Annotated in this window: 12 protein-coding genes and 2 pseudogenes; 7 read left to right on the forward strand and 7 right to left on the reverse strand. The window is 59.5% G+C overall.

What is annotated here, in order from left to right; translation table 11 throughout:
- Nucleotides 1-535: 535 nt before the first annotated feature.
- The 3 genes from HMPREF3130_RS07145 to HMPREF3130_RS07155 are packed head-to-tail and all read right to left on the reverse strand — an operon-like array spanning nucleotide 536 to nucleotide 3,172.
- Complete coding sequence (locus tag HMPREF3130_RS07145; protein WP_014303356.1) at nucleotides 536-1,357, reverse strand: ABC transporter permease; 822 nt, start codon at nucleotides 1,355-1,357, stop codon at nucleotides 536-538.
- The gene (locus tag HMPREF3130_RS07150) at nucleotides 1,350-2,111 is read right to left on the reverse strand and encodes an ABC transporter permease (RefSeq protein ID WP_014303357.1); all 762 of its coding nucleotides are present in this window, start codon (nucleotides 2,109-2,111) and stop codon (nucleotides 1,350-1,352) included. The genes HMPREF3130_RS07145 and HMPREF3130_RS07150 overlap by 8 nt, the downstream gene beginning before the upstream one ends.
- Nucleotides 2,108-3,172 carry an ATP-binding cassette domain-containing protein gene (locus HMPREF3130_RS07155; RefSeq protein WP_014303358.1) on the reverse strand — a complete coding sequence of 355 codons (1,065 nt, stop codon included), beginning with the start codon at nucleotides 3,170-3,172 and terminating at the stop codon, nucleotides 2,108-2,110. The genes HMPREF3130_RS07150 and HMPREF3130_RS07155 overlap by 4 nt, the downstream gene beginning before the upstream one ends.
- Nucleotides 3,173-3,583: 411 nt before the next feature.
- Between HMPREF3130_RS07155 and HMPREF3130_RS07160 the strand changes: the two genes are divergently transcribed.
- The 5 genes from HMPREF3130_RS07160 (at nucleotide 3,584) to HMPREF3130_RS07180 (ending at nucleotide 9,738) form a co-directional block, all read left to right on the forward strand.
- Nucleotides 3,584-4,213, forward strand: coding sequence for a sugar O-acetyltransferase (locus tag HMPREF3130_RS07160; RefSeq protein ID WP_070429645.1), 630 nt, complete (start codon nucleotides 3,584-3,586; stop codon nucleotides 4,211-4,213).
- A gap of 217 nt (nucleotides 4,214-4,430) precedes the next feature.
- Entirely contained in the window at nucleotides 4,431-5,438 is a 1,008-nt protein-coding gene (locus HMPREF3130_RS07165) for a glycosyltransferase (RefSeq protein WP_224784049.1), read from the forward strand.
- A complete protein-coding gene (locus tag HMPREF3130_RS07170; RefSeq protein WP_023018093.1) occupies nucleotides 5,435-6,220 on the forward strand; it encodes a thioesterase II family protein in 786 nt (261 codons plus the stop codon). Before HMPREF3130_RS07165 ends, HMPREF3130_RS07170 begins: the two co-directional genes overlap by 4 nt.
- Before the next feature lie 93 nt (nucleotides 6,221-6,313).
- Nucleotides 6,314-8,014, forward strand: coding sequence for an ABC transporter ATP-binding protein (locus HMPREF3130_RS07175; RefSeq protein WP_246815126.1), 1,701 nt, complete (start codon nucleotides 6,314-6,316; stop codon nucleotides 8,012-8,014).
- A complete protein-coding gene (locus HMPREF3130_RS07180; RefSeq protein ID WP_070429647.1) occupies nucleotides 8,014-9,738 on the forward strand; it encodes an ABC transporter ATP-binding protein in 1,725 nt (574 codons plus the stop codon). The genes HMPREF3130_RS07175 and HMPREF3130_RS07180 overlap by 1 nt, the downstream gene beginning before the upstream one ends.
- Before the next feature lie 3 nt (nucleotides 9,739-9,741).
- Here the strand turns inward: HMPREF3130_RS07180 and HMPREF3130_RS07185 are convergent, their stop codons facing one another.
- The 4 genes from HMPREF3130_RS07185 to HMPREF3130_RS11105 all read right to left on the reverse strand — a co-directional run bounded on the left by HMPREF3130_RS07185 (nucleotide 9,742) and on the right by HMPREF3130_RS11105 (nucleotide 12,899).
- A complete protein-coding gene (locus tag HMPREF3130_RS07185) occupies nucleotides 9,742-11,202 on the reverse strand; it encodes an ABC transporter ATP-binding protein (protein ID WP_246815127.1) in 1,461 nt (486 codons plus the stop codon).
- Between the two features lie 14 nt (nucleotides 11,203-11,216).
- Nucleotides 11,217-11,951 carry an energy-coupling factor transporter transmembrane component T gene (locus HMPREF3130_RS07190; protein WP_246815128.1) on the reverse strand — a complete coding sequence of 245 codons (735 nt, stop codon included), beginning with the start codon at nucleotides 11,949-11,951 and terminating at the stop codon, nucleotides 11,217-11,219.
- Nucleotides 11,952-11,962: 11 nt separating this feature from the next.
- Nucleotides 11,963-12,589: an MptD family putative ECF transporter S component gene (locus HMPREF3130_RS07195; RefSeq protein ID WP_014307391.1), complete on the reverse strand. Its 627-nt coding sequence runs from the start codon at nucleotides 12,587-12,589 to the stop codon at nucleotides 11,963-11,965.
- 91 nt (nucleotides 12,590-12,680) lie between these two features.
- On the reverse strand, nucleotides 12,681-12,899 hold the full coding sequence (locus tag HMPREF3130_RS11105) for an acyl carrier protein (protein WP_070429649.1): 219 nt from the start codon (nucleotides 12,897-12,899) through the stop codon (nucleotides 12,681-12,683).
- A 164-nt stretch (nucleotides 12,900-13,063) separates the two neighbouring features.
- Between HMPREF3130_RS11105 and HMPREF3130_RS07210 the strand changes: the two are divergent.
- A pseudogene (locus tag HMPREF3130_RS07210) lies at nucleotides 13,064-14,255 on the forward strand (IS3 family transposase).
- Between the two features lie 36 nt (nucleotides 14,256-14,291).
- Nucleotides 14,292-14,852 (forward strand): annotated as a pseudogene (locus HMPREF3130_RS07215) (transposase); the annotation flags it as partial.
- Nucleotides 14,853-14,867: the final 15 nt, after the last annotated feature.

Below are 14,867 nucleotides of genomic sequence, written 5' to 3' on the forward strand. Positions count from 1 at the left end.
CCCTCACCTCAAGCCGATTGCACAGCAAGCCCAATCGGCTCCTCACCGTGCCCGAAAACAACATCCACAAGGAAAAGCAGAAACCCTTCACACCCCCCCCCAACAAACTCACCCACGGAATTGACAAACTATATAGGAACACCTCCCTGGGCGATGGTGCAGGCGCGGAGAGCGCCGCTGTTGCCGATGCCGCGCCCAACACCGCGACGGTAGTAGAGTACCCGCTGCCGGTGCAGGAGTTTGCGGTGACCCGCTACGATTTGCCCGCCGGCACCACGGTTTCCACGCAGCTTCCCGGACCGGCCATCGCCCTGGCTACTTCTGGTGTGGTCACGGTAAACGACCTGGAGCTAGCCCCGGGCGAGGCCGCCTGGTTGCCGGTAACCGGCGGCGACACTACCCGCCTTAGCGCGGCCGCGGGTAAAGATTCGCAGCTCTTTATCGCGGCGGCGCGCCCTGCGCGGCAAGTAGCGCTACCGCGCCGCTGGGGACGCCGCCGCGCGACAAGTAGCACTGTCGCGCTAACCGGCGCTATTTACGACATGGTGGGGCGGCGGAACGCAGCTGCGGCGGCTAGCAGCACTACGGTGAGTGCTACCATCCAGGCCACGAAAGCCCAGACTGCGGTGCCGGGCTGGCCGGTGGCAAGGATTTCGGCGCTTGGCGTGCCGTCGATGGCGGCGCCGGCGCGGGCGGCGAAGGTAAGCGGATTCCACCGGGCGATGGGTTGAACCACACCAGCGAATTGCTCCACGGGCACGAGGCCGCCGTTAAGTGCCATGGCCGCCATGATGATGGGGGCCGGGCCAATGGCGGCCTCCGGGGTGGCGCACATCGCGCCCACCATGGCCGATAGCGAGGCGGCCACCACCGCGCCGAAGATGATGACTAACAGCACCCAGCCAAACCCGGCCAGCGTGTGAATACGCAGGCCAGAAGCCACGGAAGCCAGCAGCACCGCGCAGCCGGAGATAAGGCTGCGTAAGGAATCGAAACACCAGCGGCCGAAGATCTCCGGGCTGGTGCCGTAGCGCGTGGTCGCGATGCGGGTGGTGATACCGCGTTGGCGTTCCTTAATTATCTGCGCGGCGGCGGAGGTGCCATTCATCAGTTCGCTGGAAAGGATGAGCGCGATGGTAAGCGGTAACGCGTCGAGCGTGGCAGAGCCTTGCGAGGCCGCCATGAGGTCGCCAAACAGCCACCGCATGACCAGGAACATCAAAACGGGACCAGCCACGGTATTGGTAATTACCGCGCTATCGCGGCGGGCGGCGCGCAGGTGCCTTCCAAAATGCGTGGCGACAGTGGACAGCCAGGTGGTGTCGTGCGACACGGTGGCGGTGGTGTGGTTAGTCATGTTTCCTCCCCTGGAAAGCGGTGATAAAGCCCCATACGCCAACGACGGTCATGGCGATGAGCCAGCACAGTGCTTCGACTCCGCGCGCCCCCAGGGCAGCGCCACCTAGTAGGTTGCGGGCGGTGTCCAAGATGGGAGATAGCGGTACGTGCCGGATGATGGGGCCAATGCCGCCGGGCAGCGCATCCGCAGGCACGAATGCGGTGGAGAACATCACCATGACCAGCACGAGGTTTTGGAAGAGCAAGGACGCCGAGGTGGGCTTGGGGGCCAACAGGCAGGAGCCATCGATAAACGCGGAGAGGATGATGGTGAGGGCGGCGAAAAGGGCGATGGTAAGGATAATACGACCCGGTCCGGCAGCGTAGCGGGCACCGAGCAGGATCGTGGTGAGGACGACGATGCTGCACGACCACGCGGCGCGGGTGAGATCTGCCAGCAGCCGGCCGACGACCGTGGCCCAGGCGGGCGTCCCGGTGGCGCGGATGCGGTCGTGGATGCCGTTTTCGGCGTCACGCGTAATCGCCAAGGAGGAGCCCCCGGCGGCGAACACAATCGCCTGAATAACGCCGGCGGGCAGGAGGAAGGCGGCGTAATCGATGCCGAGTTCCGTCGAAGCCTTGGCGAAGGTGGCGTAAAAGATGACCATGAACAGGCTGGGTATTGCCACGGCGGAAACCATTACGGCCTTGTTGCGGACGGTGCGCAGGACATTGCGGTGCCACGAGGCAGCGACTGCTCCGAGCGCGTTCACTGGGAGCCTCCACCGGTGTGGGGAGCCTGCTGCGCGATGTCGCCGGACCCGGCGATAGCGAAGTAGACATCGTCCAAGGAGGGCGGAACCAAGGAGACGTCCGCGACCGAGGTGTCGTCGCCATCCCACAAGGCCAGCGCCCGGACTAGGGTGCGGTGGCCATCGGGCGCATCGACGCGCAATACGGTGTCCTCTTGGCGGCAGTCGATGCGGTGTTCTTGCAAGGTGTGGGTGAGGCGTGCGGCATCGTCCGGGCTAGACATCGTGATGAGGCACACCGTGGTGCCATAGCGGTCCTTGAGCTCGGCGGGGGTGCCTTCGTCGAGCACCTTGCCTCCGGCGAGCACGGCGACGCGGTCTGCGAGCTGGTCAGCTTCTTCCAGGTATTGGGTAGTAAGCAGGATCGAGGTGCCGTCGGCCGCCAGCCCGCGGACGGTATCCCACACGGAGCTGCGCGCGGCGGGGTCGAGGCCCGTGGTCGGCTCGTCGAGGAACAGCAGCGCGGGCGGGACAGTGAGGGAGGCGGCGATATCTAACCGCCGGCGCATGCCGCCCGAGTATGCCGAAACCAGGCGGTCGGCGGCGCCAACCAGATCGAAGCGCTCAAGAAGTTCCGCGGCGCGGGCCTTCGCATCGCTAGCTTTAAGCCCTGCCAGGCGGCCAAAGAAGATGAGGTTTTCCTTGCCGGTAAGCTCCTCATCCACTGCGGCGTATTGCCCGGTCAGCGCGATGGAAGCGCGCACCTTGGAAGGATCCGTGGCTAAGTTGTGGCCATCGATGATGGCGGTTCCGCCCGTGGCGGGCAGCAGCGTGGAAAGGACATTGACCAAGGTTGTCTTGCCGGCACCATTGGCGCCTAGGACGGCGAGGATGCCCCCGCGCGGAATGGCGAGGGTCACACCGCGCAGGATTTCCGTTCGCTTCTTGACTTTTCCCAGGCTACATCGCAGATCTTGGACATCAAGCACCAGGTCGCGGCCTTTTGCGTGGGCGCTGGTTGAGGGGACTGCGGTGGCGCTGGGGTCACCGCTAGCGGTTGCCGTGGTGGGGTTTTCTTTCATGATTCATCCCTGGATATACGTCAACGGTCTATTAGACGGCGCACCGATTCTCCTACCGCAGAAGGAAAACCGATTATTGCCCGCGAACGATGGATTGTGGTCCACGGAGCAAGCGCCTGGGGTAGTGCCAACTAATCCTTAGAAAATGATGTATGTCTAGCGGCACCGGGTCGTGCACAGCGCCCCGCAGGAGAGGGCTGCACAGGTCGGCTGATCGGCGGCGACGCTGCAGGTTGCTGCAAAGTTGAGCATACCATAATTAGGCATGGCATGCCTGACAATTAAGTCGAAGGCCTGTAAGCTACCAAGTTTGAGCTAAGAATCTGGGTATTCCGACTAGTCAGGGTCAAACCGCGTGGCTGACCGTAATTCGTATTGTGGCTCGCGCCTCTCAAGCACAAAGGAGTATCCATGGATTCTCGAGAGCAAATCGAAGATAAGATTCTCTGCGGTCAGCCCTTCCGCCCTATTGAGGACCCGGATCTCTATTACGAGATGATGGAGGCGGCGGAGAAGTGTCACGATCTCAACCAGCTTCGTCCACTTCAAACAGCGGAGAAGCAGGCAGTGATGGCAGACCTGCTTGGTGAACTGGGGGAGCGCTTAATGGTTTTCCTGCCATTTCATGTCCAATATGGCTCGAAAATCAAGGGCGGAGATGGCGTGACCTTCAATCGAGGAACGACGGTACTTGATATGACCCCGGTGACATTTGGCAATGAGGTCATGGCTGGTCCATGGTGTTCCTTCTTTGCTGGCAATCACGCCTTAGACCCCGTAGAGCGGCAATACATGGTGTGTACCGGGGGTGCGATCACCATACAAGACCATGTGTGGCTTGGTGGCAATTGCACGGTAACTGCGGGTGTCACGATTGGGCATGGTGCAGTAATTGGTGCTGGCAGTGTTGTGACAAGAGATATTCCGCCCATGGTACTCGCAGCCGGTAATCCGTGCCGAGTCATTCGTGATATTGGCCCGGAAGATAAGCTCATGGGGGAGTCTTGGGTTCCTGAGTGGCCTAGTTGGATTACGGATTGAGACGGCTGTGAAAGTTCTCGCGGTCGTCCTGGGTTCTGAGGGTGATATGCTGCCATTTGCGCACCTTGGTGTCGCACTTCGAGATCGTGGCCACCAGTTTGTTTTGGCTGGGTTTAGCGAATTCGGCGGGAGTTTTCGTGCGAACGGGGTGGACTACATCGAGTTACCCGGTGATTACCGGGCGTTAATGAAGCGCCTTTTGGGCGATAGTAAAGGCATGATGGACACTGTCTTAGGTATCCGTGAGATGATATCTGACGCCCACGTTTTCGATGTGTTAGAGCATGCCATGGATGGCGTTGACGTGGTCATGTACACCCAATTCAGTGAAGTTGCTCGGTTGTTAGGGGCTGCACGCGGAGTCCCCAGCGTTCGGGTGCAGGTTTTCCCTACCGAACCCTGCCTCCGTTACAGCCTCGTGGATCCGCGAAAACTGGACGGCTCTGTCGGAGCTCTGGTCACCCACTGGATGTCCAATACTCTGATGGCTTGGGCGATGCGCCCAGTGATAGCGGCATGGCGCCGTAGGTTGGGGCTGCGTCAGCGAGCGCTCTCCTCTCCACCAACCACGATCTACCAATTCAGTCCCGCGTTGAGTCCGCCGGCGCCGGAATGGAAAAACCACATTCACGTCACTGGCGAGTGGCTTGACCCGCACCACAGTGAACTCGCCCTAGACCCAGCAGTCGAGGAGTTTGTGGCTGCCGGCTCGGCCCCGGTTCTGGCAAGCTTTGGGAGTATGGTCTCAGATCGCGTTTATGACCTTCAACGATGGACTCGAGACGCGTGCATCGAGCATGGTCTGCGGGCGATAATCGTCGATCCCGATCATGAGCCTGGTGTGAGAGAAGGAATCCTCACCGTCGCCCGGGTCCCGTTCGCGACTGTGCTTCCGTGGTGCCGTGCAGGCATCTGCCACGGCTCACTGGGCACCACCGGGGCGATCCTGCGCGCCGGCAAGCCGTGCCTTGCGGTTGCATTCGGTGGTGACCAACACTTCCATGCCAACGCAGTTTGTCGAAACGGTGCCGGGCCGAACTATATTGACGCCCAGCGAGGCGAACTGAGTGCCCAGTCCCTGGCCGCCGGAATTGCCGATTTGGTAAGTGGAGCATACGACTCCGCAGCCCGCAGGATGCCCGAGTTGCTTGCCACAGACCCGGGTACCGTCGCAGCAGTAGAAATCGTGCTTAATCAGTCCGACCTAGCGAAAGGCGAAAAATGACAGAAATCAGCTGCGAGGGAGTCTTTCCGTTTGTGGCCGGACATCGCACTGGAACCCTCTTGTTTTGCTTCCATCACGCAGGAGGCAGCGCTTCCGTCTATCGTGGATGGGTGGGGGTCAACCCAAGCATTGACGTGGTGCCGGTGGAGCTTCCCGGAAAGGCAACCCGTCGCCGAGAGAAATGGGTAAGCGACTTTGACAAGCTCGCCGATATGTGCGCAACCGAGATAGTAGATCTGGCGGCGGGCGCGCCGATTGCGTTGTACGGCCACTCCATGGGGGCAGCGCTGGCCTACCAGGTTGCTGCCTGCCTGCAGCAGATGCATCGGCCCACTATACCGGAAGCCGTGGTGGTGGCCGCACGGCAGGCGCCCGGAGAAACCGTGCCTGGGGAATACCACTCGTCAATGGGGTTCGGTGCGCTGCGCAGGGAGTTTGAGAAGGTAGGTGGCACACCACCTGAGATCCTTGCCAATGATGATGTGATGAAGCTGCTGCTCGCTGACATTCGTCGCGACTATGTGTTACACGAGGGCTTTCACCATGCAACCACGGTGCTTCGCTCTCCTGTGCTGGCATTGGCGGGGGATAGCGACCCAGCTGTCAGCCCAGAGATGCTTTCCCGGTGGGAAAATTTTACCAGCGGTAGTTTTGAACTGAAGGTCCTGCCGGGTGGGCATTTCTTCCCGCTCGATACTGGAACCGAGTTCCTCGACCTGCTTGCCGGTTTTCTAGCGGGAATTACTGGGAACACTGCCTGGTTAGCGCGGAACAATGCGTGATTGTGACTGTTAAGTAAAGAGGCCCCGATGACCGAACAAAAACCACCCATTACATTTAGGCAAATATCTCAACCTGCCCACCGGCAGATCACGGTGTCGCTGCTATTGGCGGTGCTGGCGGCGGTTTTGTCGCTGGTGCCGGTAATCGTGCTGGTTGAGATGGTGCGCACCGTAATGCTGTCCTTCCAGGGAGAGCCGATAGATGCGTCAAAGCTGTGGCTGCTAGTCGCGGCGCTCATGGTGGCCACCGTCCTACATGGACAGGCAACCGTGAAGAGCCTCCAGGTAAGCCACCAGGCCGACGGCCTTTTGGGCGAGCACTTACGCCAGCAGCAGATTACCAAGCTGGGTAGGCTCCCGCTGTCTTGGTTTACGCGGACACCTTCGGGGACTGTGAAAACCTACATCGAAGACGACGTCACCAAGATCCACCAGCTCATCGCCCACGCGCCGCACGATTATTCGGCCGGTGTACTCGTACCGCTATTGAGCCTGGGATACATGTTCGTGGTGGACTGGCGGATAGGCCTGCTGGGCCTGGTACCACTGCTGTTGGCAGTGGCCACCATGCCGTTTATGATGCGCGAGTTTCAGGAAAAGGCGGAGAGATTTAAGTCCAGCCAGAAGCAGCTAGACGCCGCCGTCGTAGAGTTGGTGCGCGGCATCCCGGTTATCAAGGTGTTTGTTCCGGAAGGCTACGACGAGAGCATTTTCCTTAGTCGTTCCCGGAGTTTTGGTGGGTTCTATCGCGAGTGGTTGCACGCCACCGTACACCCCACCGCTTTGATGAAGATCTTCACCTCCACCGGGTTTGGCCTGCTGGTGGTAGCCGCGGCCAGCCCGTGGCTCATCACGTCTGCGGGCGTACCAGTGGCCGATGTGCTGGCAGCGTTTTTGTTCATCAACAACATCGCCGCGCCTCTGCTTATGCTTTCGCGCACTAACATCATGTTTTCGGAGGCGAAGGCTGCCGCGGCGGATCTCACCGAGTTCTTCAACATCCCGGTATTGCCGCCCGCTGCTGGCGGCAGGGAGCCTGCAAACGCCGGAATTGAGTTGAAAGATTTAAGCTTCTCCTACGTGCCGGACACCCCGGTGCTTTCCGGCATTAACCAAAAACTTACCGCCGGCAGCATCACTGCGGTGGTGGGACCTTCCGGCTCGGGGAAGTCCACGTTAGCCGCGCTCATCCCCCGGCTATTAGACCCCACGGAGGGGTCGGTGCGCATTGGTGGCGTCCCTAGTACTGATCTCCGATCTGACCAGCTCTACCGTAGGGTAGGGTTCGTCTTCCAGGACCCTTACCTTATGCGGATGAGCGTGCGGGATAACATTCGCCTCGCTCACCCGGAGGCCACCGACGCAGACGTGGTTCGCGCCGCCCGCGCCGCCCAGATTCATGAGCGCATTACCCATCTGCCGCGCGGCTACGACTCGGTGGTGGGAGAGGACGCGCAACTTTCCGGTGGCGAGCAGCAGCGGCTGGCTATTGCCCGGTCCATCTTGCTCGACGCGCCGATCCTCGTGTTGGATGAGGCCACCGCTTTTGCGGATCCGGACTCCGAGGCCGCGATCCAGCGGGCCATTACCGAGCTGGTGGCCGGGCGCACGCTAGTAGTTATCGCACACCGGCTCCACACGATCACCGGCGCTGACCGGATCCTCATGCTGGAAAACGGTGAGGTCACCGAAGCAGGCACTCACGAAGAGTTAGTGGCGGCAGGCAAGGGCTACGCCACGATGTGGGCACGCTACCAAACCGCGCAGGCGGGCATCCAAGGGGAGGAAAAATAATGATCCGCACGCTCTATTCACTGGGCAGTCCGGCTGATCGTCGCCGTCTGGTGCTGGTCCTTACGCTAATTGGGATTTCCGCGGTGGCGTTGGCCATTGGCCTTATCCTCATTGCACTGTTTTTGGACACGCTGTTTAGCGAAGATCCCGCGCAGGCCGCAGCATGGTTGCCCTGGATCATTATCTCCGTCCTCGTCTACGCCGCCGCAGACTGGCCCACTGAGGTTATTGCCCAGGACCTGGGGCATGATTACGTGCTGCGCATCCACCGGCTTATCGCCGATCGCACGGCACAGCTACCCCTGGGCTATTTTGAAGAAGATCGCGCCGGCCAGATCGGTGTTGTAGCCACCAGCGGTGCGCTGTTTGCCGCTAACGCGCCGGCAATGATGCTGCGGCCCATGCTGCACGGTGCTGCCTCGGCCGGTTTGGCTTGCGTGTTTCTCATCGCCGTGGACTGGCGGCTGGGGCTGGTTACCGTTGCAGTGGCTGCCGTGGTGTGGTTCGCCTATAACCGCCTAATGCGGCAGTACCGCGTGGCAGAGCGCCAGAAGGGCGAGCGCAACGAGCACGGCGCCGCGGAGGTGCTGGAGTTCGCCCAGGTGCAGCCGGTGCTGCGCATGGCTGGGCCGGATTCGCTGGGGGAGCGCGCCGTGCGCGCCTCGATTCGAGAGCAGCTTAGCGCCCAGCAGCACACCCAGAAGACAGGTGAGATGATCATGGGTCGTCTGGCTTTAATCATCATGGTCGGTACCGTGGTCATTGATGCCCTGGCCACCGTGCTACTTCTCAACCACTGGCTAGAAGCAGGCACCTACATTGGCGTCATTGTGTTGGTGTTCATCCTGGCTCGCGTTGCTATGTCGGGCATACCCTACGGCGAGGGCTTGGAATCCGCGCGCAATACCTTAGATGAGATCCAAAAGATCCTCGATGCGCGGGTGTTGCCGGAGCCTGCGGTTCCGGCGGCGCCACGCGACTATGGCATCGAGTTCGATGGGGTGGGCTTTGGCTACGAACCCAACACCCCAGTGGTCCGCGACGTGAGTTTCCGCGTGGCGCCCGGAACTACTACTGCGTTGGTGGGTCCCAGCGGCTGCGGCAAGAGCACCTTGCTAAAACTTGCGGCACGCTTCTATGACGTTGACCAGGGGACCATCCGTATCGGTAGTGTGGATATTCGCGATCTTGGCTCCCGGGCGGTGTTGGATTCGCTGGCTATGGTGTTCCAATACGTGTACCTCTTCGAGGACACACTGTATGAAAACATCCGCCTGGGCTGCCACAATGCAACGCGGGAGGAGGTGCTCCGCGCAGCGGAGTTGGCCGGTGTCACCGAGATTGCCCGGCAGCTGCCGCAGGGGTTTGACACCCTGATTAGCGAGGGCGGGCAGAATCTCTCCGGTGGTGAGCGTCAGCGTGTCTCCATCGCTCGTGCGCTACTGAAGGACGCGCGGATCGTGCTGCTTGATGAGGCGACTAGCTCTCTAGACGTGCAGAATGAGCACCTTGTGATGCGCGGTATGAAAACGCTTTCTGCCGAGCGCACCATCGTCGTCATTGCGCACCGGCTGCACACCATCCGCGACGCGGACCAGATTGTGATGATGAGTCCCTCCGGCACCGTGGAGTCTATCGGCAACCACGAGGAACTCATGGAGAGTTCCCCACGCTACCGCAGCTTCTGGGGTGAAAAGAGCGACGCCACCAGCTGGAAGCTGTAGGGACTAGCTGTCGCGGCCGCGTAGATACCGCACCGTGCGCGCCAGTGCGAGATCATCGCACGGTTCGCAGGCGGTAAGGCGGCCTTTTTCCACGCGCAGGAGAAGATCGCAGCACCGCGCCACCAGCTCCATGTCATGGGTTACTACCAAAACGGTCTTGCCCTGCCGGGCTAGGGCGTCTAGCAGGTGGGCCACCCGGTGCATGCGGCACAGGTCCAGCCCGCTGGTGGGTTCATCGAAGACGATTACCTCGCGCTCACTTAGGACTGCTGAGGCGATGGCCACGCGCTGGCGTTCGCCGCCCGAAAGCGACATCGGGTGCCGGGCCCGCTTGTCCGCGAGATCAAGTGCACCAAGCACCTCGGTAAGGCGCGCTTCGTTTTTCCCATCCGGTCCACTGGTGCCGATGATTACGTCGGACTCCACGCTCTCCCCGAAAAGCTGGTGGTTTACGTCCTGCATTACTAAATAGGACTGGCGCAGGCGCTGCCGGGGACCCGAGAGCGAGCGGTTATTGATGTCCACCACGCCGGTGGCCTTAGATTCCAGGCCAGTCAGAACGCGCACAAAGGTAGATTTTCCGGCCCCGTTGCGTCCTACCACGCCGATGACTTGTCCTTGCGGCAACTCCGTGTGGCTGATGCTCAGGGATGGCTCTGTAGCCTTGGGGTAGGTGAACTGTAGCTTTTTGAGCACCATCGTGCCACTTGAAGGGCGTGGCTCGCGGGTCACCTCGGGGACCTGCTGCGCTGAGCGCAAGCCCATGCGGTACAGTTCGGCCTTGTCTAGGGTGCGAAACTCCGAGCCGCTGAGATCATGAGCGATCTGCCCGTCCTGCATAACCAGCACTCGGTCCACGATGTCAACTAGGTAGGAAAGCCGATGCTCAGCGATCAGGACGGTGCGGCCCTGTGTCTTCCACTGCGCGACGATGCGGCGCAGCTCATCGACGGCGGCGAGGTCGAGATTTGATGATGGTTCGTCTAGTAGTAGTACCTGTGGGTGCATCGCGGCCACTGAAGCGCATGCTATTTTTTGTTTCTGGCCGCCGGAAAGTGTGAACAGGTGCCGGTCGAGGAGATGAACCATGCCGAAATCTGCGGAAAGTTCCCCAACACGCTGTCGAATCTCGTTGGGCGCCACGCCGAGGTTTTCGCAGCCAAAGGCGAGTTCGCTGGCTACTTCCAGCGTGAAAAATTGCGACTTGGGGTTTTGGAACACTGAGCCTACGCGTTCGGCGATGTCGTGTGGGTGGGCATGAGTGATGTCTTCGTCGTCCAGCAGCACCTCCCCCGAAATCTGGGCGTCGCAGAACGTGTGCGCCACGCCGTTTATCAGGCGTAGCAGGCTGGACTTACCGCAGCCTGATTCGCCACACACTAGAACTAGTTCGCCCTTCGCCACGGTGAGATTTACGTGGTGCAGCACCGGCTCCGCTGTGTTTTGACCATAGGATAGTGACACATCGTGCAGCTTTATCACGGCAGCATCACTATATTTACCAGTAGTAGGATCAGGGACACGACGAGCACGCTTATGACTATTGCGTCGCCTACGCGGAAGCCTATCTCGCACAGCGTGGTTCGTCGGCGAGGCGAGCCCAATCCGCGGGTCACTGCAGACATAGCCAGCTCGTTGCCGATGCTCACAACGGACGCCAACAGTGGCACAAAGCGGTATTCGAGCATAGCGATCGGGTTGCGCAGGCCCGAGATGCCACGCATCTGCATGGCGGTGCGGATATCGCGGTATTCCTCGAGAATCGTCGGGAAGAACCGGAACATGATGGACGTGGGGATGGTCAGGGCGTCGGGGCTCCGCATGCGCTGCATCGCGGCCATGAATTCGCTGGCCGAGACGGTGCGTAGTAGGTACCAGCAGCACGTGATGCCAGGGAGGATGAGCGAAAGCCCTGCGAACCACGTAGCGCACACGTCCACGATGATGTGGCGCTCGGGCAGGGCCTGTACCACCACCGCAGGAAAGCCGGCGAGCACCGCGAAGGTGAGTGCGTATCGCAGTGCAGCGGCCACCATGCCGGAGGCGAGGAAAAGTGCCCCGGGAACGGCAATGAGCATCCACCGGGCGGTGCTGCCCAGCGCCCCACTGGACCCGGCCGGTGAGATGAGCACCGAGGACACCACGAGGATGACCAGCACCGTGGTGCGTGGGTCCAGATGGAGTCCCGCTGTGTGCGTGCCTGATCCGGGCAAAGTGGGCGACATCAGGCGATTCCTGCTCGCTGGAAGTGCTTGGTGAAGATGCGCCGGCCGAGGATCCCGCCGAGGATCCCGCAGACGAAGGTTACTATCACAATGATGAGGAATAGCCAAGTCATCTGGCCAATAGAGGTGAGGCCATCCGCGAAACTAGCACCATATTTGGTCTGCATGCCGCTGCTCTCTATGTAGCGCCGAGTGGTGAAGAAAAGCGGAATATATGATGCGGTGGGTGACACTGCTATAAAGGCATAGGCGATCACACTGTGTATTGCGCTCGTATACTTGCCGGCGCGCAAGATTAACTCGGCAAACACGGCCATGACCAAGCTGAGCAGCAGTGGCCATATGCCTAAACCAAGCAGCAGGCTGGCGAGGCCGCTGAGAAGAAGGAATATGAAGACCATGCCGGGCTTGTGCACCTTGGCCAAGAACAGCATCATCGGGATGCCCAGGATGAGGGCCTGAACGCTGGTGATCATCACGTAGGTGATGGGGGTGATGCCGATGAAGGCGATGACCACGCCGGCTACCAAGTTGATGACGAAGAAGATGCCGATGTTCATCAGGTCGGTGATGTTCAGCCGTCCTGCTTTTGCATCTTTCGGGGTGGTGTGGGGAGTACTGGGCATGATGTTTCCTTTCAGATTAGGCTGCTTGTGCGTAGCACTGGGTTGGGGGCAAGTGGCTTGTCAGGTGAGTGAAACAGGTGTGGCATGAACTCTAAATTTCGCCTTCTTCTACGTCGCTGCCGACGATGTCGGCGATCAGGTCGGACAATTCTCGGACCGTTGGATGGTTGAATACGTCACGTATGGAGATCTCTACTGACATTTCTCGACGAATCGAGTTAGTAAGCCGCACGGCCGTGAGCGAGTCGGCACCGATGGTGAAGAAGTCATCGTCGATGCTGATCTCCTTGGGCCCGAGGAGTTCTTGCAAGATGGTAATGATACCCGAATCTCGGTGATTACGAGAGCGTTCCCTTGTTTGTGGTTGTTCAAAGGTTTTTCCTTCTAAACTCTTGCGATCAAGGACCTGACCCCCATGTGGTGGACACCTGATATCCAGCCCAGTCGAGCTGGGAAGAAAGGTAATCTACCACCATGTCCAGGTACTCCGAACAGTTCAAACGCGATGCCGTAGCCCTCTATGAGAACAACGAGGATCTCTCGCTGAACTCAGCATCAGCTGAGCTCGGTATCAACCGTGCCTCGCTACATTCTTGGGTCAAAAAGTACGGCACTGGCAAACGTGCCCGCATTAAAGCCGTGCACGATCAAGCCCAAGCGGCGAATGATTCTGCGCGAATCCGTCAGCTGGAAAAAGAAGTCTCTAAGCTGCGCGAAGAACGCGACATCCTGCGTAAGGCCGCGAAATATTTTGCCGAAGAGACTCACTGGTGATCCGCTTCCAGTTTGTCGATGACCACCGAACCGAGTACTCGGTTAAGCGGATGTGCGATGTGTTAAAGCTGAATCGTTCCTCGTTTTACAAGTGGGTGAGCACCCGTAAAAACGCAGGTTAAAGATGTATTCTGATGCCGTTATTGGTGCAAGAATCAAGACCATCTTCGATGATGAGCACGGGCTTTATGGTGCTAAACGCATCGCCGCAAGCCTCAAGGAGGACACGACGTATACCCCGATCAATCACAAGAAAGTTGCACGCATCATGAAATCCATGGGGTTAAAAGGCTTTAGCAAACGGCGTCGATGCATTACTACCAGGCGTAAGCCTGGTCACCGTGTCATGCCAGATCTAGTAGGCCGCAAGTTCACAGCTGGCGAGCCAAATCGTGTGTATGTCGGTGACATTACTTACCTGCCGTGTAGGGGAGGCAAAAACATGTACCTTGCCACAGTCATTGACACGTATTCACGTAAACTTGCAGGTTATGCACTCGCAGACCACATGCGGGTCTCACTAGTTATCGATGCTCTAGCCCACGCACACGGCGTGCGCGGCAGTCTTGACGGGACTATTTTCCATTCCGATCACGGCAGCGTGTACACCTCACAAGACTTTAGGAACTACTGCTCGTCGTTAGGTGTGCGCCAGTCCATGGGCGCGGTTGGAACGAGTGCCGATAATGCCCTGGCAGAATCCTTTAACGCCACCTTAAAGCGGGAAGTGCTGCGTGATCGGAAAGTCTTTGACAACCCAATTAGCTGTCGTCAAGAGGTCTTCCGGTGGTGCATGCGCTACAACACGCGCAGGCGGCACTCCTGGTGCAATCTCGTAGCTCCTGATGTCTTTGAAGCCGAGACTTCGGCTATACTGACCACAGCAGCATAGCTAGCCCCCGATGTGTCCACTTTCCGGGGGTCGGGCTCCATGCTTGCTGCCATCCACGAACAGACCGTATCCATTGCCGGCGCAGAATACGCCGAACTTGGCGTAGCAATGTCCGCCACAGATGCACTAACCAAACTCGAGCATCGTAAAGAAATCGAAGCGCAGGTACTCAAGCTGATTCAGGACATTCCGCAGACCGAGATTCTTTTATCCATGCCTGGTATCGGCCCGCGTAGCGCAGCGCAGATCCTCATGACTGTTGGCGATATGTCCGACTTCCCCGATGCAGCGCACCTAGCATCCTATGCAGGGCTATCACCGCGGACGAATCAGTCAGGAACGTCTATCATGTCGAATTCGCCTAACCGGGCTGGCAACAAAAAATTAAAGAACGCCCTATGGCAATCGTCTTTTGCATCGATCAGATTCCACGAGCGTTCCCGGCAATTCTATGAACGAAAACGCAAAGAAGGCAAAAGACACAACGCCGCAGTCGTCGCACTCGCACGCCGGCGCCTCAACGTTCTCTTCGCCATGATGCGAAACGGCGAGCTCTACCGAGACATCTCCACAGTCCAGGAGGCCGCAGCAGCCTAGAACCAACAGACCCTC

It is taken from the genome of Corynebacterium sp. HMSC14B06, from assembly GCF_001807075.1.
Taxonomy (GTDB): domain Bacteria; phylum Actinomycetota; class Actinomycetes; order Mycobacteriales; family Mycobacteriaceae; genus Corynebacterium; species Corynebacterium jeikeium_D.